The sequence below is a fragment of the Actinomadura sp. NPDC000929 genome, from assembly GCF_040492065.1.
GTDB classification, from domain to species: Bacteria; Actinomycetota; Actinomycetes; order Streptosporangiales; family Streptosporangiaceae; genus Spirillospora; species Spirillospora verrucosospora.
The window spans coordinates 1-18,642 of sequence record NZ_JBEUPA010000124.1 but is presented as its reverse complement, the minus strand read 5'-3'; the positions used below and the strand labels follow the sequence as shown (position 1 = coordinate 18,642).

Here is an 18,642-nt window from a genome sequence, read left to right as displayed (position 1 = left end):
ATCGTCAGGCTACGCGTCAGTCTCCGACGGTCAGCCGGTCGAGGCGCAGGCCCGTGAAGGCGTCGGCGGTGACGCCCCGGGCGCGCTCGGACCAGACCAGGTGGTCGTGGCGGGACCACAGCGGCATCGCGGGCATGTCGCGCAGCAGGGCGCTCTCGGCGAGGCGCGCGGGGACCACGCCCTCCTCCGGGGTGGCCGCGCGCTCGGCCTCGGTGAGGAGGCCGGTCGCGTACTCGTCGTCGAGACCGGTTCCGGCGTCCAGCAGCGGCGCCAGCGCCGCGACGGGCGCGGGGTAGGCGGCGATGGTGTGGACGACGAAGGGGCCGTCCACCTCGCGGGACTCCACGGCCTCGCGCAGGTCGGCGACGGGACGGGGGCGGGCGTCGAGCTTCAGTTCCCTGCCGAGCTGGCCGGCGACGGCCTTCACCCACGCGTCGTCGCCCCGGCCCGCCTCGTACCAGAGGTTCAGCGGGCCCTTCAGCCCGCCCGCGTCGGCGAGCGCGGCGGCCGCCGCCTTGGAGTCGTGGACGCACAACCGGCACTGCCCCTCGCGGTGGCCGGGGCGGATGCCCGGCGCGACGAGCGAGTCGGCGGGGGAGTACTGGTGGCCGAGGGGCCCCTCGGTGACGGCGGACCGGTCGATCGCCATCGACAGCGCCGTCCGGACGGTCGGGGACGACAGCCGCTCCAGCCGGGCCGGGAACGCCAGGAAGGTGACGTCGCGGCCGGGGACCGCGAGGTGCCGGTCGCCGAAGTCGGCCTCCATCGACTCGTGCCGGTCCGGCGGCACGAGCGTGGCGACGTCGAGGTCGCCGGCGCCGGCGGCGGTGTACTGGCGCTTCGCGTCCGGCATCGCCCTGACGACCACGGACCGGCCCTCGCCCGACCGGCGGCGCAGGACGATCTCCCGCGCGCTCCGGGACGTCACCCGGAAGGGCCCGTTGCCGACCGGGGCGCGGCCGTAGGACGCCCAGTCGCGCGACGCCAGGACGCTCTCGGGCATCGGGAAGAACGCCGGGTCGCCGAGGAGGGCGGGGAACCCGCTGAGCGGGCGGTCCAGCGTCACCTCGAAGGTCCGGTCGTCCTTCACCTTCAGGCCCGGGACTTCGTCCTCGCCCGCGCGGGCGCCCTCGACCCGGGCGACGTCGGTGAACAGGCGCGACCCGGCCCAGCGCTCGCGCAGCACGGCCGTCCAGGCGCCGGTGAACGAGCGGGACGTGACGGTCGAGCCGTCCTGGAAGGTCGCGCCGGGGCGGAGCCGGACGGTCCAGACGCGCCGGTCCGGGCTGGTGACCGACTCGGCGGCGGCGTTCGCGGGCGCGCCGGTCTTCGCGTCGTAGGAGACCAGGCCCGTCCACACCGCGTTGGCGATCATCCGGCCGGAGGCGTCGCGGACATCGCCGGGCAGCAGCGTCGCGGGGGCCGGGGCGCCGACCGAGATCCGCGGGTCGGCGGGCTCGCTCCACGCCTTCAGGGCCGCGACCGGCGCCACCAGCACCGCCACGGCGCCGGCGACGAGGGCGGCGGTGCGGGCTGAGCTCTTCACTGGCCTCTCCCGGGAGCTGGGCGGTCCCAGGGGAGGGTAGACCACGGTGTCAGGTCCCACCAGTCCTCACGGTGCTGAGGCCATTTCGTGACCCGCCGACCTGTTGATCAAGAGCGCGGCGGCGGTCACACTGGCGCTTGCGAAGATCCATTCCGTGGAGGCGCGATGCTCCCCCGCACATCCTTTCCCTCCGGACGCCTGCTGCAGGGCGGCGTCGCGGTCGCGGCGTCCGTTGCGCTGATGGCCGGCAGCGCCTGGGCGTGCCCGCCCGAGCCGGAGAACACCAAGACGCAGACCGGGCAGGCCGCCGCCACCGCCGGCGAGGGCGCCGGCGGCCACGCCGGGCACTACCGCCGGGCCGCGCCCGCGAGCACGAAGTCCGAGGCGGTCAAGGGGGTGCGGCGCGTCGGCGGGGTCTCGGACGCCAAGGGCGCCATCTCCCTGATGTTCATGGACTACGGCCGGGGTCCGCACAAGCGGACGATCATGTACGCGACCGGCCAGTTCGGGCTGAAGGCCTACGACATCAGCGCCGACCCCCGCGTCCCCAAGCTGGTCGGGCAGCTGAACATGCCGGGCATGTGGGAGACCGAGGACACCGACTTCGACCCCAAGCGCAAGATCATCTACCTGTCCCGCGACCCGCGCGCGTTCGGCGGCACCACCGCCACCGGCGAGTCGGGCATCTACGTCGTGGACGCCTCCAAGCCGGAGAGCCTGCGCCAGATCACCTACGTGACGGTGCCCGCGGGGCACACGACGACCTGCGTGGACGACTGCAAGTACCTGTGGACGGGCGGCCCCGCCAAGGCCAGCTGGATGCCCGCGGACTGGGGCGGGCGCCCCGTCTGGGTCACCGACGTCCGCGATCCCGCCAAGCCGAAGGTCCACAAGGACCCGATCGACACGGGCCGCAACGACGGCAAGACCGACTACACCCACGACATCCAGGTCGACTCCGAAGGGGTCGCCTGGGCCTCGGGGCGCGGCGGCGTGCGCGGCTACTACACCACCGGCCGCCACTACGACCCGGTGAAGAGGAAGTGGCGCAAGGCCACCGCGGTCGACCCCGTCCCCTACGCGGGCGGCGGGCTGGACGAGGCCACCACCAACTCCACCTTCATGCACAACAGCTACCGGGCCGTGGGGCGGACCCGGGACCAGGCCGCCGACCCGCGCCGGTGGGGCGACGGAAAGCTGCTGTACGTCACCGAGGAGACGTTCAACGACGGCTGCGCCAACGACGGCCTGCTCGTGATCGCGTCGCTGAAGGGCTCCTACGGCGGTGAGGGCTGGCGGTCCACGCCGGAGCACAAGTTCCGCCTGAACACCGTCGCGACGTGGGGCGTGGCCGGCAAGGAGGGCAGCGACCCCGAGAGCACGGACTGCTCGGCGCACTACTTCGACGTGCGCGACGGCGTGATCGCCCAGTCGTTCTACTCGCAGGGCACCCGGTTCCTCGACGTCACGGACCCGACGAACCCGCGCCAGGTCGCCTACTACCGCCCGGCGGACGCCGCTTCCTGGCAGCCGTACTGGCACGGCAAGTACGTCTACGTCGCCGACAACACCCGCGGCGTCGACGTCCTGGAGCCCACCTTCCGCTGACCGTCCCACCGGGGCCCCACGCCCCGCGCGAAGACCCGTCCCTATCCCCCCGGGGGCGGGTCTTCGTCCCGCTCGGGCCGGGTGTGGCGCGTCTCGATCTCGCCGGCGCCGCGCTCGGCGGCCGCGACCGCGGACCCGGCCGCCCGGCGCAGCTGCTGCCCGGCCTGCTGGACGACCTGGACGGGCCGCGCGGGCAGGTGCCGGGAGGCGCCCCGGTGCCGCCGCCAGTGCTCGCGGGCGCGGGCCCGGTGCTCGACGCGCAGGTTCTCGATGAGCCGGTCGATGTCCATGGACACCTCCCCGTACAGCGGCCACAGGTCCCCGGCCGCGGCCCGCTCGTGCAGCCGCCGGGTGAGCCGGGCGCGGCGCTCGCGGGCCACGTCCACCCGGACCTCCAGCTCGTGCTCGGCGAGGAACGGCCGGGCGTCGCGGGTCAGGTCGGAGCGGGCCAGCCGGCCGTAGGAGGCGACGCTGGCCGCGATCCCGGCCAGCGCGTCGCCGAGCTCGCGGCGCAGCTCGGGGTCGGTCAGCAGCCGGCCCCGGTCGCCGAGCCGCTCGTCGTCGGCCAGGGACCGGGTGAGCCCCCGCAGCGACAGCGTGAAGTGCTCCAGCGTCTCCATGGCGTTGCGCAGGGCGACGCCGGCGTCGATGAGCCGCCGCGCCCGCGTTCGCGGGTTGAGCCGGACGCTCTCCTCGGCGGCGCCGAGCTCCCGGTCGGTGCGGCCGAGCTCGCGGGCGAGCCGCTCGGCCTCCGCCTGCCAGCGGGCGGCCTCACCCTGGGTGCGCTCGCCGCGCAGCCCGTCGGCGATGTCGGAGATCAGCTCCCGCAGCTTCTCGGTGACGTCCTGGACGGCCTCCTCGGCGGGCCGCACCCGCACCGTCGGCACCAGCAGCGTCGCCGCCAGCCCGGTGGCGGCGCCGATCAGCGTCTCCAGGACGCGGTCGGCGGCGCCCGCCTCGCTGGCCGACCCCAGCGCGAAGATCAGCATCGCGGAGATCGGCGCCTCCAGCACGTGCTCGCCGAGGCGCAGCGCGTGCCCGATGACCAGGGCGGCGAGGATCGTCAGGCCGAGCGTCCACCAGGAGAACCCGATGGTGCTCGCGGCCAGCACCGCGATCAGCACCCCCGAGGTGACGGCGGCGACCCGCAGGACGCTCGCCTTGATCGTCTGGTAGACGGAGAACTGCACGACGAGCAGCGCGGTCAGCGGCGCCAGCAGCGGCTGCGGCCCGCCGACCGGCAGCACCGCGAGGGCCAGCACGAACGCCAGCGTGGCGGTGATCGTCAGGCGGGCGATGCGGTACGCGGTGGACCGCACCTCCGTGGCCACTCGCAGCGGCGAGCGGCCGCCGCGATCACCTTCGCCGGAGCGGCGGCGGAAGAACACGAGCGACATGCGCTCTGTCATTCCCGCAGGCGGGTAAAGGTCACAGGGATGGACAAAGATCACAAAACGGCCGGGTTCGGGAGCGGAGGGCGCGGGTCACTCCCGCCGGCGGGCGCGGAACGCGGCGACGTTCGTCCGGTTCGCGCAGGACTCCGAGCAGAACCGGCGCCGCCCCGCCCGCGAGGTGTCGGCGTACACGCGGTCGCAGCCGTCGGCGGCGCAGACGCCCGTCCGGCCGAGCCCGTGCTCGACGATCAGTTCGGCGAGGTTCATCAGCGTGGTCGCCCGGAACCGCTCCACCAGGCGGGACGACGGCGGCGCGTAGTGCATGTGCAGGCCGTGCGGCTCGTGGTCGGCCAGGTGCGGGTGCATCGGCATCTCCAGCATCAGCCGGTTCAGCATCGCCGTCGCCTCCTCCAGCCGGGCCGCCTCGAAGAAGGGGCGCAGGACCCGCCCCCAGCGCCGGAAGTCGGCGGCGTCGGCGTCCTCGAACTCCTGCCAGAAGAACTGGTTGTCCCGCAGGAGGCGGCGCAGCGCGTCGGGGGAGTCGTCCCCGTCGGCCGCCGTCGCGGCGTTGACCAGCGCGGCGGCGGCCGCCACCCCATGGCTCTTGTATCCGGTGATGCGCATTGCCCGAGCCTCCGGTCCCGCGGTCGATCAGTAAATGGTAGGTCGCGGCGGGCGGGTGCGGCGGAGGACCGGAGCGCCCGCTAGTGCCGCCAGCGGGTGGCGGCGGCCACCTGCTGCGGCGTCGCCCCGTCCAGCAGCGCGATCTCCCCGCGCCGCACCGCCGCCACCGTGTCGGTGACGGCCTCGCCGAGCGCCTCGCGCAGGACGGCGTCGGCCTCGAACGCCGCGACCGACTCGGCCAGCGACGCCGGCAGGGGGGCGATGCCCCGCGCGGCGCGCTCCTCCTCCGCCAGGCCCGCCGGGTCCACGTCGACCGGCTCCGGCAGCCTCAGGCCGGCGCCGAGGCCGTCCCGCCCCGCCGCGAGCAGCGCCGCCAGCAGCAGGTACGGGTTGGCGGCGGCGTCCAGGCACTTGACCTCCAGGTTCGCGGCGGTGGCCCGCTCGCCCTCGGCCCCCGTCACGAACCGCAGCGCGGCCTCCCGGTTCTCCAGCCCCCAGCACGCGTACGCGCCCGACCAGTGCGACGGGACCAGCCGCAGGTAGCTCGCCACCGACGGCGCGCCGACCGCCAGCAGCGCGGGCAGCCGGCGCAGGATGCCCGCGGCGAACGCCTCCCCGGCCGCCGTCATCCCGTACGGTCCGGGGCCGCCCGCCATCGCGTTCACCGCACCGCCCGCCGTGCCGCCCGCCGTGCCGTCCCGCCACAGGCTCAGGTGGGCGTGGGCGCCGTTGCCGACCGAGTCGGCCTCCACCTTGGGGGAGAACGAGGCGGCCATCCCGTGCCGGATCGTCACCGCCCGGATCGTCTCCCGGACGAGCACGGCGGTGTCGGCCGCGCCGACCGGGTCCTCGGCGGCCACCGAGACCTCGTACTGCCCCGGCGCGTACTCCGGGTGCAGCTGGACGACCCTCACGCCCGTCGCCTTGAGGGACTTCAGAAGGTCACGCAGGTAGTCGGCCAGCTCGGTGACCCGCGTCATCCCGTACGCGGGGCCCTTGCAGGCCGGGGAGAAGTCCTCGCCGTCGCCGTCCGACACCGCCCACTCGATCTCGAACGCGGCCTTCACCGCGTAGCCGAGCCCGGCGAGCCGGTCGGCCTCGCGGCGCAGCAGGGCCCGCGCGTCCAGCGGGTGGACGGATCCGTCCTGGGCGTAGCGGTCCGCGGGCGCGTGCGCCCAGCCCGGCAGCGCGGCCAGCGGGACGAGCCGGTCCAGGTCGGGGTGCAGCCGCAGGTCGCCGGTCGGGCCGCCGATGTGGCGCCCGGACACGATCGAGTCGTCCAGCAGGAACACGTCGAATATCGGGGACATCCCGACGCCCCACGCCGCGGCGTGCTCCAGCCGCTCCACCGGGACGGTCTTGGTGCGGGTGATCCCGCTGACGTCCACCCACGTCAGCGCGACGGCGACGATGCCCTCGCCGGCCATCCTGCGCGCCGCCTCGGCCGCGCGGGCGCCCATCCGGGCCCGGTCGTGCCCGTCGAGGGCCTGCTCTCCGGCGTCGCCGCCTTGCAGGGAGGTGTGCGAGGTGGGTTCCACGGCTGCTGGCTCCTGGTCGGGTGGCGGCGGAGGTGAACACGCTCCGTAAGGGCATCGTAGGGAGAACGCAGTCGCGTTTCAGGGAGGATGCGGGAGCCGTGCTGGAGTATCTGGAGTCGCTGCGGCTGGTCGACCACCACTGCCACGGTGTCCTCGGCGAGGACCTCGGCAGGACGGCGTTCGAGGAGGCGCTCACCGAGGCGGAGACCGCGGGACCGCCCGGCGTGAGCATGTTCGACACCCAGGTCGGGTTCGCGCTGCGGCGCTGGTGCCCGCCCGTCCTCGGGCTCGGCGCCCACGCCGAGCCCGAGGAGTACCTGGCGCGCCGGGCCGAGCTGGGCGCCGCCGAGGTGAACCGGCGGTTCCTGGCGGCCGCCGGGCTGGACGTGCTATGCGTGGACACCGGCTACACGCCGGAGGCGATCCTCGACCCGCCCGCCCTCGGCCGGCTGGCCGGGGCGAGGGCGCACGAGATCGTGCGGCTGGAGACCGTCGCGGAGCGGGTGGCGGCGGACGGCGTCGAGGCGGGCCGGTTCGCCGGGGAGGTGCGCTCTCGGCTCCACGCCGCGTTCGCCGCGGGCGCCGTGGGGGCCAAGTCGATCGCCGCGTACCGGGCCGGGCTGGAGCTGTCGGGGGTGCGGCCGCCGGAAGCGGAGGTCGCCGGCGCGGCCGGGCGGCTGATGCGCGCGGCGGAGAGCGTCGGCGCCCCGCCGCGCGTGTGCGACGAGACCCTGCACCGGTTCCTCGTCTGGTGCGCGGTGGACGCCGGGGTGCCCGTCCAGTTCCACGTCGGCTACGGGGACGTGGACGCCGACCTGCGCCGCGGCGACCCGCTGCTGCTCATCGAGCTGCTGCGCGCCATGGCCCCCGTCCCCGCGATGCTGCTGCACAACTACCCGTTCCACCGGCACGCCGGGTACCTGGCGCAGGTGCTGCCGAACGTGCACGTCGACGCGGGCCTGGCGACCCACAACCTCGGGCACCGCTCGCCCGCGCTCATCGCCGAGCTGCTGGAGCTGGCGCCGTTCGGGAAGGTGCTGTACTCCTCGGACGCGTTCGGGCTGGCCGAGCTCTACCACCTCGGGGCGCTGCTGTTCCGGCGCGGGCTCGCCGGGTTCCTGGCCGGGGGAGTGGAGGACGGAGCCTGGACGGCCCGCGACGCCGAGCGGGTCGCGGGGCTGGTGGCCTCCGGCAACGCCCGCCGGGTCTACGGTCTGGAGTGAGCCGATCTTTCGGGCAGCACCGGCAATCGGGAGGAACCGGCATGGCCGCACGTGAACGCCTGCTCGTCATCGGGGGCGACGCCGCGGGGATGAGCGCCGCGTCCCAGGCCCGCAGGCTGCGCGGCCCCGAGGACCTGGAGATCGTCGCCGTGGAGCGCGGGCGCCACGCGTCCTACTCGGCGTGCGGCATCCCGTACTTCGTCGGCGGCGTGGTGGACGGGCTGGACGCGCTCGTCGCCCGCACGCCCGCCGAGTTCCGCGAGCGCGGCATCGACCTGCGGCTGCGCACCGAGGCCGTGGAGATCGACACGGGCGGCGGCCGGGTGCGGATCCGCTCCCTCGACGGCGGCGGCGAGCGCTGGGAGCCCTACGACCGGCTCGTGGTCGCGACCGGCGCCGTCCCCACCCGCCCGGACCTGCCCGGCGTGGACGCCGAGGGCGTCCACGGCGTCCAGATCCTCGACGACGGCGTGGCGATCCGCCGCGCCGTCGAGGAGCGGGACCCGCGCCGCGCCGTCGTGGTGGGCGGCGGCTACATCGGCCTGGAGATGGCCGAGGCGATGGTGATGCGCGGCCTGGAGGTCTCGCTCGTGGACTTCGCCGACCAGCCGATGCGCACCCTCGACCCGGACATGGGCGCGATCGTCGCGGACGCGATGCGCGGCATCGGCGTGCGGCTGTACCTGGGGGAGCCGGTCGAGGGCTTCGACACCTCCCCGGAGGGGCGCGTCACCGCGGTCCGCACGCGGGACCGCACGCTGCCCGCGGACCTGGTCGTCCTCGGGCTCGGCGTGCGGCCGGCCTCCGGACTGGCCGAGCGGGCCGGGATCGAGACCGGCCCGACCGGCGGGATCGTCACCGACCGGCGGATGCGCACCCGCACCGAAGGGGTGTGGGCGGCGGGCGACTGCGTCGAGACCCGCCACCTGGTCTCGGGCGCGCCGGTCGCGATCGCGCTCGGCACGCACGCCAACAAGCAGGGCCGCGTCGCCGGCATCAACATCGGCGGCGGCTACGCCACCTTCCCCGGCGTGGTCGGCACGGCCGTCTCCAAGATCTGCCGGGTGGAGGTCGCGCGGACCGGGCTGAACGAGGCCGAGGCGGCCGCGGCCGGGTTCGAGACGCTGAGCGTCGCCGTCGAGTCCACCACCCGGGCCGGCTACATCCCGGGCGCCGCCGCGATGACGACCAAGCTGATCGCCGAGCGCCGCTCGGGCCGGCTGCTCGGCGCGCAGATCGTCGGCGAGGAGAACGCCGCCAAGCGCGTCGACGGCCTGGCGATCGCGCTGTGGAACGGGATGACGGTCGAGGAGATGACGGGCCTCGACCTCGGCTACGCGCCGCCGTTCGCGCCCGTCTGGGACCCCGTCCTGGTCGCCGCCCGCAAGGCCGCCGACGCCGTCGAGCGGGACATGCGCTCCGGCTCTTGATCCCCTTTGTCGGTGATCTCCCCTACGGTGTGGCCTCATGGCGACTGCGGGGCCGGGGGCGGCCGACGAGAACACCTGGGAGCTGCCGGACGCGTGGCGGCGGGTCGCCCATCCCCGCCGGGACCGGCCGGGGCCGTGGCCGCGGGCGCGGATCGACGCCGCGGCGGTGGAGAAGGCGCGGGCCCTGGTGGAGGCCGCCAGAGCCGGCGTCGAGGACGTCCTCGCGCTGCCCGGCACGTCGCCCGAGCTGGCCGAGCACGGCCGCGCCTACCTGAAGGGCGAGGCCGACGCGCTGGGCGCGGCGGTGGTCGCGACCGTCGCGGTGTCCAAGCGCGGCCTGCTCGAACTCGGCGGGAAGGACCCGTTCCGGGACGCCTGGGCCGCCGAGCACGGCCTGCCGTTCGCGGCGGCCGCCTACGCCGAGCTGCCCGAGGTCACGAGCGACTACCGGCAGGCGGGGAGCCAGGCGACCTGGACCGGTGTGCGCTGGACCGGGACGCCCGGCAACTACCGCGAGTGGTGGTCCGAGGAGAGCGCCGCACGGCACCTGCGCGCCCTGCTGGCCGCCGCCGACGACGACGTGTACGCCGCGTCCGTCGAGGCGCTGGCGACCCGGCGCCGGACGCCGATGCAGCGGATGGTCGTGTCCTACCTGGTGCCGACCAGGGGAGACTGGGTGGACGAGGTCCGCGCCGACCCGGCGGTCGCCGGCCTGCCGCCCTTCTCGGTGCACCGGTGGATGCTGTTCTGCTCGCTCGGCGAGCAGGAGCAGGCCGACCCGGCCGTCCTGCCGCTCGGCTACTACGACCGGGGGACGAGCGTCGTCGCGACCCTCGTGGACGGCGTCGGCCCGTCCGGTGCGGTGCCGCTGGTGGCCGGAGCCCTGGAAGGCCAGTACACCGACACCGACACCTACCGGAGCCTGCTGGACGTGCTCGCCCGGCTCCCCGTGGACGAGGCCTTCCAGGCCCTCGTGGACCGCATCAGCCACAGGTACGTCCAGCCCGCGCTGATCGCCGCCGCGCGGGCGTATCCGCGGCGGGCGCTGCGCCTGCTCGCCCCGGCCGCGCGGACGCCGGAGGCGGAGGACCTGCTGCGGGCCCACCTGCTCACCCATCCCGAGCTGGTGGAGGAGACGCTGCCGGAGCTTCCGGAGGAGTCGCGCGCGGTGATCGGCGCGCTCCGCGAGACCACCGTCCGGGTCCCGGAGGCGTCCGGCGACGCCCTGCCGCCGCTGCTCGTGGACCCGCCGTGGACCCGGCCCCGGACGAAGGCCGAACCCGTCGTCGTCAAGGACCTGGCCTCGCCCGGCACGCGCCTCATCGCCTGGGAGCCCGGCGAGCGGGACGCCTGGACGGTGGACCTCCACCACATGTGGCGATGGGTGGAGCGCCTGGAATGGCCCGCCCAGGTGGAGAAGTTCAGGAACGGCGCGCTGCCCTCCCACCAGCAGCCCGTGCTCTTCGTCGAGGCGCCCGAGGACCTCGTCCGCCCGCTCCTGGCGGGCTGGGAGCCGCCCGACCCCTGGTACGTGGGCGAATGGATGCGGGTCGTCGTCGCCCGGTTCGAGCTCGACGCGCTGGACCCGGCCGTCTTCGCGGCGCGGCGCGACCCCGCGGGCGTGGGCGCCGTCCTCCTGCCGTTCCTGAGCGACGAGGTCGCGCGGCTCATGGCCGACTGGCTCGTGCGGCTCAAGCAGGCGGGCAGGACCGCGCAGACCTGGTTCCGGCGGCACGGCCCGGCCGCCGTCCCGGCCCTGGTGCCGCCCGCCCTCGGCAAGGCGGGCGCCCAGCGCCGCGCCGCCGAGGCCGCCCTGCGGTTCGTCGCGGACCGGCACGGCGCCGAGGCGGTCGTCGCGGCGGCCCGCGTCCACGGCGACCGCGCGGCGGACGCGGTCGAGGCGCTGGTCACGGCCGACCCGCTGGACGTCCTCCCCGCGAAGATCCCGCAGGTCGGCGACTGGGCCGACGTGCGGCTGCTCCCGCAGATCCTGCTGCGCGACCGCGAGCGGGCGCTGCCGGACGCCGCCGCGCGGCACGTCCTGACGATGCTCGCGATGTCGCGGCCCGCCGAGGTCTACCCGGGGGTGCGGGCGGTCCGCGACGCGTGCGACCGGGAGTCCCTCGCCGAGTTCGGCTGGCGCCTGTTCCGGCAGTGGGAGGCGCACGGCGCGCCGTCCAAGGAAGGCTGGGCCCTGGCGCAGCTCGGCCTCACCGGCGACGACGAGACCGTCCGCCGCCTGACCCCGGTGATCCGGGCGTGGCCCGGCGACGGCGGGCACGCCAAGGCGGTCACCGGCCTGGACGTCCTCGCCGCCATCGGCACCGACGTGGCGCTCACGCACCTGCACGGCATCGCGCAGCGGGTGAAGTTCAAGGCGCTCAGGGCCCGGGCGCAGGAGAAGATCGAGGAGGTCGCCGCCGGGCTGGAGCTGACCGCGGAGCAGCTCGCCGACCGGCTCGTCCCCGACTTCGGGCTGGACGCCGACGGCACCCTCACGCTCGACTACGGCCCCCGCCGCTTCGTCGTCGGCTTCGACGAGCAGCTCAAGCCCTTCGTGGCGGACGAGGACGGCGCCCGCCGCAAGGCGCTGCCCAAACCCGGGGCCAAGGACGACCCCGAGCTCGCCCCGGCCGCCGCCAAGGCGTTCTCGGCGCTGAAGAAGGACGTGCGGACCGTCGCCGCCGACCAGCTCCGCCGCCTGGAGGCGGCCATGGTCGCGCGGCGCCGCTGGCCCGCGCGGGAGTTCCGGGAGCTGCTGGCCGGGCACCCGCTCGTCCGGCACCTCGTCCGGCGCCTGGTGTGGCTCGCGTCCGAGGGCGAGGAGGGGGACGCGAGAACGACCGCGTTCCGCGTCGCCGAGGACGGCACGTACGCCGACGTCGACGACGAGACCGTCGAGATCGCCGGCACGGCGCGGGTCCGGGTCGCGCATCCCGTCGACCTCGGCGGCTCGCTCGCCGCCTGGTCGGAGGTGTTCGCCGACTACGAGATCCTGCAGCCGTTCCCGCAGCTCGGACGTCCCGTCCACGTCCTCGCCGACGGCGAGGGGAGCGACGGCAGGCTCGAACGGTTCGAGGGCCTGACCGTCCCGGTCGGCAAGGTGCTCGGCCTGACCTCGCGCGGCTGGGACCGCGGCGCGCCTCAGGACGCGGGCATCGAACCCTGGATCTCCCGGCGGCTGCCCGGCGGCCGCCACATCGTCATCGACCTCGACCCCGGCATCGCCGTCGGCGCCGTGGACGCCCTGCCCGACCAGAGACTCGACGCGGTCGGCCTGGCGGACCGCCCCGAGCAGAGGTGGCTCGGCGGCGGCACCACGGGCTCCTTCGCCGACCTCGACCCGGTCACCGTGTCCGAGATCCTCGCCGACCTGGCGACGCTCACCTGAGAAAGAGAACCTCCATGGAACTGCCGAAGGCGCTGCTGGACCCGCCGTGGGCGCGCAGGCCGGCCCCCCTGCCCACCGGTGACGAGCCGATCATCGTCCCCGGCCTGGCGGCGCCGGACGGCCGCGCGATCGTCTGGGAACCCGGCGAGCGCGAGGGCTGGGCCGCGGTCCGCCCGTTCGGGTCCTGGCAGGACGGCGAGTGGGAGGAGGCCGCCGAGGAGTTCCGCGACGGGCGGATGGGCTACGAGCCCACGCGGGCGGGCTTCCTCGCGCAGGCGCCCGAGCATCTCGCGCGGCCGCTGCTGGCCGGGTGGGATCCGCACGTGACCTGGGACTTCCACCATTCCCTCCAGCCGATCGTGGCGCGCTTCGAGACCGCCGCCTGGGACGTGGCGGTCCGGCTCGCCAAGCAGAACCCGTACGGGACGGGCCCGGTCGTGCTGCCGTTCCTGTCCGCCGACGTGGCCCGGATGGTCGCCGACTGGCTCTACCGGCTCACGTCGGCGCAGGAGCTCGCGCACGCGTGGTTCGCGCGGCACGGCCTGGCCGCCGTCCCGTACCTGGTGCCGGACGCGCTGGGCAAGCGCGTCGGCCCGCGCCGGGGCGCGGTCAAGGCACTGAGGCTCATCGAGGGCGATGTCGTGGAGGCCGCCCGCGTCCACGGGGACGAGGCGGCCGAGGCGGTCGCGCGGCTCCTCGCCGCCGCGCCTCCCGAGACCGCGCCCGTCGAGCCGCCGGTCCGGGCGCCGTCCCTGCCGAAGTGGCTCGACGCCGGCGCCCTTCCCCGCCCGGTCCTGCGGGACGGCGGCGAACTGCCGGGCGACGCGGCGCGCAACCTGCTGCTCGCCCTGACGGTGAGCCCGGGCGCCCGGCTCGACGCGACCGGCGTCGTGGACGGCGCAGCCCAGGTCTGCGAACCGGAGTCGCTGACCGCGCTCGTCTGGGCGCAGTTCGAGGCGTGGCAGGCGGCGGGCATGCCCAAGGGCAGCGGCTTCGTGCTGTCGGCCCTCGGACGCTTCGGCGACGACGTGGTCGTCCGCAGGCTCGTCCCGCTGGTCAAGGAGTGGCCGGGACGAAGCGGCGGGTACAGCAGCGCCGTCCAGGGCCTCGAAGCGCTGGTCGGGATCGGCACCGACCTCGCCCTGACGCAGCTCAACGGCATCGCGCGGAAGTCCCGGTACAAGGGCCTGCGGGGCGAGGCGCAGCGCAAGCTGGCGCAGATCGCGGAGCGGCGCGGCCTGACGGCCGCGCAGCTCGCCGCCCGGCTCGTCCCCGACTTCGGGCTGGACGCCGACGGGACCCTCACCCTCGACTACGGCCCCCGCCGCTTCGTCGTCGGCTTCGACGAGCAGCTCAGACCGCAGGTGGCGGACGAGGGCGGGGCCCGCCGCAAGGCGCTGCCCAAGCCCGGGGCCAAGGACGACCCCGAGCTGGCCCCGGCCGCCTACCGGCGGTTCGCGGAGCTGAGGAAGGACGTCCGCGCGGTCGCCTCCGCGGAGGTGGCCCGTCTGGAGTCGGACATGGTCACGGGCCGCGCGTGGACGCGCGCCGAGTTCGGCGCGTTCCTCGTCGAGCACCCGCTGATGGGGCACCTCGCCCGCCGGCTGGTCTGGCTGGGCGGCGACCGGGCGTTCCGGATCGCCGAGGACCGGACGTTCGCCGACCTCCACGACGAGACCGTCGACCCCGCCGAGTGGGCGGACGTCCGGATCGCCCATCCGGTGCTGCTGGGCGACTCCCTGGCCGCCTGGTCGCAGGTGTTCGCCGACTACGAGATCCTGCAGCCGTTCCCGCAGCTCGGACGTCCCGTCCACGCCCTCGCCGACGGCGAGGGGAAGAGCGGCAGGCTCGAACGCTTCGAGGGGCCGACCGTCCCCACCGGCCGGATCCTCGGCCTCACCCGCACGGCGTGGAGCCGCGGCGCCCCGCAGGACAACGGCATCGAGCACTGGGTCTCCCGCACGCTGGCGCCAGGGGTCACCGTCGTGGTCGAACTGAGCCCCGGCATCGCGGTGGGCTACGTCGACCTGAACCCCGCCCAGACGATCGAGCGGGTCTGGATCGGCGCGGCGCCCGGCGACCCGTCCCGCGCGATCGCGGACGGTCTCGCCGGCGTCGACCCGGTCCTCGTCTCGGAGGTGCTGGCCGACCTGACCGGCCTGACCGCCTCCTAGGCGAAACGGCTGCTCGGCACGGGGCCGGGGGAGCGCACCATGTCCCTCGGCCCGATGAGCCAGTGGCCGGCGACCGCGCGGACGAAGCCCGCCAGGCGCTCGTCGGGGTCCGGCGGCGCCCCGTCGCCGCCCTCGTCGTCGTCGGCCCGAGGGTCGGCGGCGACGATCTCGGCGGCCAGCACCTCCTCGGGCCGCTCGTCGGGCGGCATGGTCTCCGGCTCGCCGCCGGCCCCGACCCGCAGCCGCTCGCCCCACGGAGACACCGCCACCTGGTGCAGGAACCCGGTGACGTCGGCGCTCACCACCGGCGGGTCGGTCCAGCACGACGCGTGCTCGAACAGCACCTGCCCCTCGGCCCGCTCCCGCAGGCCGCCGGCGTCGGTCTCGTTCAGGTCGTAGGCGACCACGAGCGCGCCGGGGCGCCCGGGCGCGAACGGCTCGGCGGGCAGCCCGAGCAGGCGGGCCGCGGCCAGGCCCAGGATCCGGCTCGACCGGTCGGGCAGCAGGCCGACCGACGCGGGACGCCGCCCCGCCGCGTCCAGGACCAGCCGCAGCCGGTCGAGGGTCCGCCTGCACAGGGCGAAGCTGTCGGACGTGTAGGCGTAGCGCCCCGTCATGCCGTCCGCGAACCCGTACGGCGAGATCGTGGCGAGGACGCCGCCGCCCAGCGTGAAGTGCCAGCCCCGCAGGTCCCGGGAGTCGAGCGGTCCGGCGGCCTCCGCCCGGGCGAGCATCCGCGCGAGCCTGTCGCGAGCCGGGACCCAGTCCTCACCCGGCGCGGGCAGCCGCGCCGCCTCGCGGGCGGCCCGGCCGGGGTCCCCGGAGAACAGCGCGTTGTAGGCCAGCAGGTACCGGGCGGGCCACGGGTCCAGCGCGTCCACCCGCGGCTCCAGGGCCGCGACGGCCTCGGCGTGCCGGTTCTCGCGTTCCAGCGCCGACACCAGCTCCATGAGCAGGACGGGCTCGTCGGGCAGCATCTCCAGCGCGCGCCTCAGCGCCGGGACCGCGAGGAAGGCGACGCCGCGCTCGACGCAGGCGAAGCCGAAGTCGTAGAGCTGCTGCGGCTCCTGCCGGACGGCCATCGCCGCGGCCGCCTCGCGCATGTCGTCGAAGCCCGACAGCGCCGCCGCGCCCTCCATGAGCCGCGCGACCTCGCCCAGCTCCATCGTCTCGGCGTTGAACCGCAGATGCCGGATCAGTCCGGCGATGTCGCCGCTTTCCAGAAGTGCCCGCGCGTCGCTCATGGGCGGCCACGCTAGCCCCGGCGGGCCGCGTGGATCATCCGCTTTTCGCGCTACCCGGCCGACGCCAGCGCCCGCAGGACGTCCGCGACGAGGTCGGCGGTGTCCTCGACGCCGGCCGAGAAGCGCACGAAGCCGGGCGTCACGGCGTCGCCGCCCCAGCGGGCGCGCCGCTCGGCGGAGCTGTGCACGCTGCCGAAACTGGTGGCCTGCATGACGAGCCGCAGCGAGCCGAGGAACCTCTCGGCGGCCGCCTCGTCGTGCAGGGCGAACGACACGACGCAGCCGAACCGGCGCATCTGCCGGGCCGCGACCTCGTGGGACGGGTCGTCCGGCAGCCCCGGATACCTGAGCCCGGACACCTCCGGACGTCCCCGCAGCGCCTCGGCCACCGCCAGCGCGTTGGCCGCCTGCCGGTCCAGCCTCAGCTGGAGCGTGGCGAGCGACCGGTGCGCCAGCCACGCCTCCATCGGCCCGGGGATCGCGCCGACGGTCCTGCGCCAGACCCGGACCGCCTCCGCCAGGGCCGGGTCGCGGGTCGCGACGTGCCCGAGCAGCAGGTCGCCGTGCCCGGTCAGCGCCTTGGTGTCGCTGGCGACGGAGAAGTCGGCCCCGAGGTCGAGCGGCCGCTGCCCGAGCGGGGTCGCGAGGGTGTTGTCCACCGCCACGAGGGCGCCCGCCCGGTGCGCCGCCTCGGAGACCCGCCGGATGTCGCACACGTCCAGGTTCGGGTTGGACGGGGTTTCGAGCCAGACCAGCCGCGCGCCCTCCAGCAGCCCGATCTGGGCGTCGCCCGCGGTCGGCCCCATGCGGACGACCGCGCCGTAGGACTCCAGGCGCTCCTTCAGCGCCCGGGTCGTGTGGTAGCAGTCGTCGGGAAGGACCACGACGTCGCCGGACCGGACCTGCGCCAGAAGCACGCCGGCCACCGCCGCCATCCCCGAGGAGAACGACACGGCCTCCGCGCCGCCCTCCAGCTCGCCGACGGCCCGCTCCAGCAGCGTCCACGTCGGGTTCGACTCGCGCCCGTAGGTGTAGGGCCCGCTCGCCTCCCCGGCCAGGTGGTAGTGCGCCGCGAACACGGGCCCGGGCAGGCCCGGCGCGAAGTTCTCCGCCTCCGGCCGCCCGGCGCCCACGGCCAGCGTCCCGTCCCCGATCTCCATGCGCGCCCCTTCCCGTGGTCCGGCCACCCATCGTCCCACCTGCGGAATCCGGGCGGCCGAACGGCTCAGGGCCCGCGGAGGGAGCCGGCCATGGCGCGGACCGTCTCCGACCCGGCGACGCGGCCGGGCGTTCCAGGGGTCGGTCATTCACCGGATCCCCGGGATTTGTCGGCATGCTCCTCTACGGTGGGGCGGCATGGAAGATCAGCTCCCCGGCGAGAACGACCTGGTGATCCCGGACGCCTGGCGGCGTTCGCTGCACGCGCGGCGCGGCGGCGCCCCCGGTTCCAAGATCAAAGTGCCCGGTCCTGCGGCGGCGGCGCGCGCCGTCCAGGGCTTCGTGGAGCAGGGCCGCGGGGTGGTCGAGGCGCTGCTGAAGGGCGGCGCCGGCGAACCCGAGCTGGCCGAGGCGGCGCGGCGGCACCTGGACGGGCGGCCCGATCCGGCCGGGGCCGCGGTGGTCGCGGCCGTCACCTCGATGGGCGTGGGCGGCCACCAGGGGGACAAGGTGTGCCGGGCCTACGTCGACGTGTGGGTCGGCGAGCACGGGCTCGGGTTCGCGGCGTGCGCGCTGGTCGAGCTGAGCCGGACGAAGGCCGTCCGCAAGGGCGGCGGCACCTGGCTCGGCACCTCCGTCGGCGCGCAGCGCGTCACGGACGAGTACGCGCTCCAGATCCCGGAGCAGGAGGCGAAGCGCGTCCGCGGGCTGCTGGCCGTCGCGTCCGACGCCGACTACGCCGACGCGGTCGAGCGGCTCGCGGCGCACAGGTCCGGCTGGTGCGCGAGCTGGTTGGTGTCGTACCTCGTCCCGACGCGGGAGGACTGGGTCGACGAGTGCTGCGCGGCCCCGCCCCCGCAGACGCGCCGCCACGACCTGCTGGGGATGGTGATGCCGGCGCTGGGCAAGCCGGAGCAGCTCGCGGCGGCGTTCCCGGCGCGCGGCCTGTACTGGGGCCAGGCGAGCCGCGCCCTGCTGGCCAGCATGGCCGACGGCATCGGGCCGGGCGTCCTGCCCTTCCTCCTCACCGAGGTGGACGGCCTCTCCCTGGAGTCCGAGGACCGCAAGCGCATCTTCGAGACGATCGCGATCCTGCCGACGGACGAGGCGTTCCAGGCGCTGCTCGACCGGCTCGACCGCAAGCACGTCCGGGCCGCCGTCGGGGAGGCCGCCCGCAGGTTCCCGGTGCGGGCGCTGCGGCTGCTGGCCCGCGCGGGCGCCGACGACCTGCTCGCCTCCCACGTCGAGGCCCACCCCGACCTGGCCGGCGCGGAGCTGCCCGGCCTGCCGGAGGACGTCGCCGCCGCCGTCC

At 75.7% G+C, this 18,642-nt stretch carries 12 protein-coding genes; 6 read left to right on the top strand and 6 right to left on the bottom strand.

The features are described 5' to 3' along the window. Window positions 1–16: 16 nt before the first annotated feature. Complete coding sequence (locus ABWI04_RS32010) at window positions 17–1,546, bottom strand: peptide ABC transporter substrate-binding protein (RefSeq protein ID WP_353834762.1); 1,530 nt, start codon at window positions 1,544–1,546, stop codon at window positions 17–19. Between the two features lie 165 nt (window positions 1,547–1,711). On the opposite strand from ABWI04_RS32010, the gene ABWI04_RS32005 reads away from it, so the two are divergent. Then, window positions 1,712–3,154 (top strand): LVIVD repeat-containing protein, encoded by a 1,443-nt coding sequence (locus ABWI04_RS32005; RefSeq protein WP_345182480.1) that lies wholly within the window; start codon window positions 1,712–1,714, stop codon window positions 3,152–3,154. A gap of 41 nt (window positions 3,155–3,195) precedes the next feature. Here ABWI04_RS32005 and ABWI04_RS32000 read toward each other — a convergent pair whose 3' ends face one another. The 3 genes from ABWI04_RS32000 to ABWI04_RS31990 form a co-directional block, all read right to left on the bottom strand. Beyond that, on the bottom strand, window positions 3,196–4,551 hold the full coding sequence (locus ABWI04_RS32000; protein WP_353834761.1) for an aromatic acid exporter family protein: 1,356 nt from the start codon (window positions 4,549–4,551) through the stop codon (window positions 3,196–3,198). A gap of 87 nt (window positions 4,552–4,638) precedes the next feature. Next, window positions 4,639–5,172, bottom strand: a complete 534-nt coding sequence (locus ABWI04_RS31995; protein ID WP_345182485.1) for a CGNR zinc finger domain-containing protein — start codon at window positions 5,170–5,172, stop codon at window positions 4,639–4,641. Window positions 5,173–5,252: 80 nt separating this feature from the next. Next, on the bottom strand, window positions 5,253–6,710 hold the full coding sequence (locus tag ABWI04_RS31990) for a type I glutamate--ammonia ligase (protein WP_353834760.1): 1,458 nt from the start codon (window positions 6,708–6,710) through the stop codon (window positions 5,253–5,255). Between the two features lie 98 nt (window positions 6,711–6,808). On the opposite strand from ABWI04_RS31990, the gene ABWI04_RS31985 reads away from it, so the two are divergent. Genes ABWI04_RS31985 through ABWI04_RS31970 form a run of 4 tightly spaced genes read left to right on the top strand, consistent with a single transcriptional unit; the run spans window position 6,809 to window position 14,928 of the window. Then, the gene (locus tag ABWI04_RS31985) at window positions 6,809–7,933 is read left to right on the top strand and encodes an amidohydrolase family protein (RefSeq protein ID WP_353834759.1); all 1,125 of its coding nucleotides are present in this window, start codon (window positions 6,809–6,811) and stop codon (window positions 7,931–7,933) included. A gap of 41 nt (window positions 7,934–7,974) precedes the next feature. Beyond that, window positions 7,975–9,363 (top strand): FAD-dependent oxidoreductase, encoded by a 1,389-nt coding sequence (locus ABWI04_RS31980; RefSeq protein ID WP_345182491.1) that lies wholly within the window; start codon window positions 7,975–7,977, stop codon window positions 9,361–9,363. Window positions 9,364–9,400: 37 nt separating this feature from the next. After that, window positions 9,401–12,754 (top strand): DUF4132 domain-containing protein, encoded by a 3,354-nt coding sequence (locus tag ABWI04_RS31975; RefSeq protein WP_353834758.1) that lies wholly within the window; start codon window positions 9,401–9,403, stop codon window positions 12,752–12,754. A gap of 14 nt (window positions 12,755–12,768) precedes the next feature. After that, window positions 12,769–14,928, top strand: coding sequence for a DUF4132 domain-containing protein (locus ABWI04_RS31970; RefSeq protein ID WP_353834757.1), 2,160 nt, complete (start codon window positions 12,769–12,771; stop codon window positions 14,926–14,928). Here ABWI04_RS31970 and ABWI04_RS31965 read toward each other — a convergent pair. Beyond that, window positions 14,925–16,172, bottom strand: coding sequence for a hypothetical protein (locus ABWI04_RS31965; protein ID WP_353834756.1), 1,248 nt, complete (start codon window positions 16,170–16,172; stop codon window positions 14,925–14,927). The genes ABWI04_RS31970 and ABWI04_RS31965 overlap by 4 nt on opposite strands. A gap of 50 nt (window positions 16,173–16,222) precedes the next feature. After that, complete coding sequence (locus ABWI04_RS31960) at window positions 16,223–17,332, bottom strand: cystathionine gamma-lyase (protein WP_345182500.1); 1,110 nt, start codon at window positions 17,330–17,332, stop codon at window positions 16,223–16,225. 196 nt (window positions 17,333–17,528) lie between these two features. Here ABWI04_RS31960 and ABWI04_RS31955 point away from each other — a divergent pair. Beyond that, window positions 17,529–18,642 (top strand): hypothetical protein (locus ABWI04_RS31955; protein WP_353834755.1); only part of this gene is annotated, 1,114 nt, incomplete at its 3' end.

Bases quoted from the DNA above. Each gene is read 5' to 3' on its own strand.
- ABWI04_RS32005 (WP_345182480.1), top strand. From the start codon at position 1,712: ATGCTCCCCCGCACATCCTTTCCCTCCGGACGCCTGCTGCAGGGCGGC.
- ABWI04_RS32000 (WP_353834761.1), bottom strand. From the start codon at position 4,551: ATGTCGCTCGTGTTCTTCCGCCGCCGCTCCGGCGAAGGTGATCGCGGC.
- ABWI04_RS31995 (WP_345182485.1), bottom strand. From the start codon at position 5,172: ATGCGCATCACCGGATACAAGAGCCATGGGGTGGCGGCCGCCGCCGCG.
- ABWI04_RS31980 (WP_345182491.1), top strand. From the start codon at position 7,975: ATGGCCGCACGTGAACGCCTGCTCGTCATCGGGGGCGACGCCGCGGGG.
- ABWI04_RS31975 (WP_353834758.1), top strand. From the start codon at position 9,401: ATGGCGACTGCGGGGCCGGGGGCGGCCGACGAGAACACCTGGGAGCTG.
- ABWI04_RS31970 (WP_353834757.1), top strand. From the start codon at position 12,769: ATGGAACTGCCGAAGGCGCTGCTGGACCCGCCGTGGGCGCGCAGGCCG.
- ABWI04_RS31965 (WP_353834756.1), bottom strand. From the start codon at position 16,172: ATGAGCGACGCGCGGGCACTTCTGGAAAGCGGCGACATCGCCGGACTG.
- ABWI04_RS31960 (WP_345182500.1), bottom strand. From the start codon at position 17,332: ATGGAGATCGGGGACGGGACGCTGGCCGTGGGCGCCGGGCGGCCGGAG.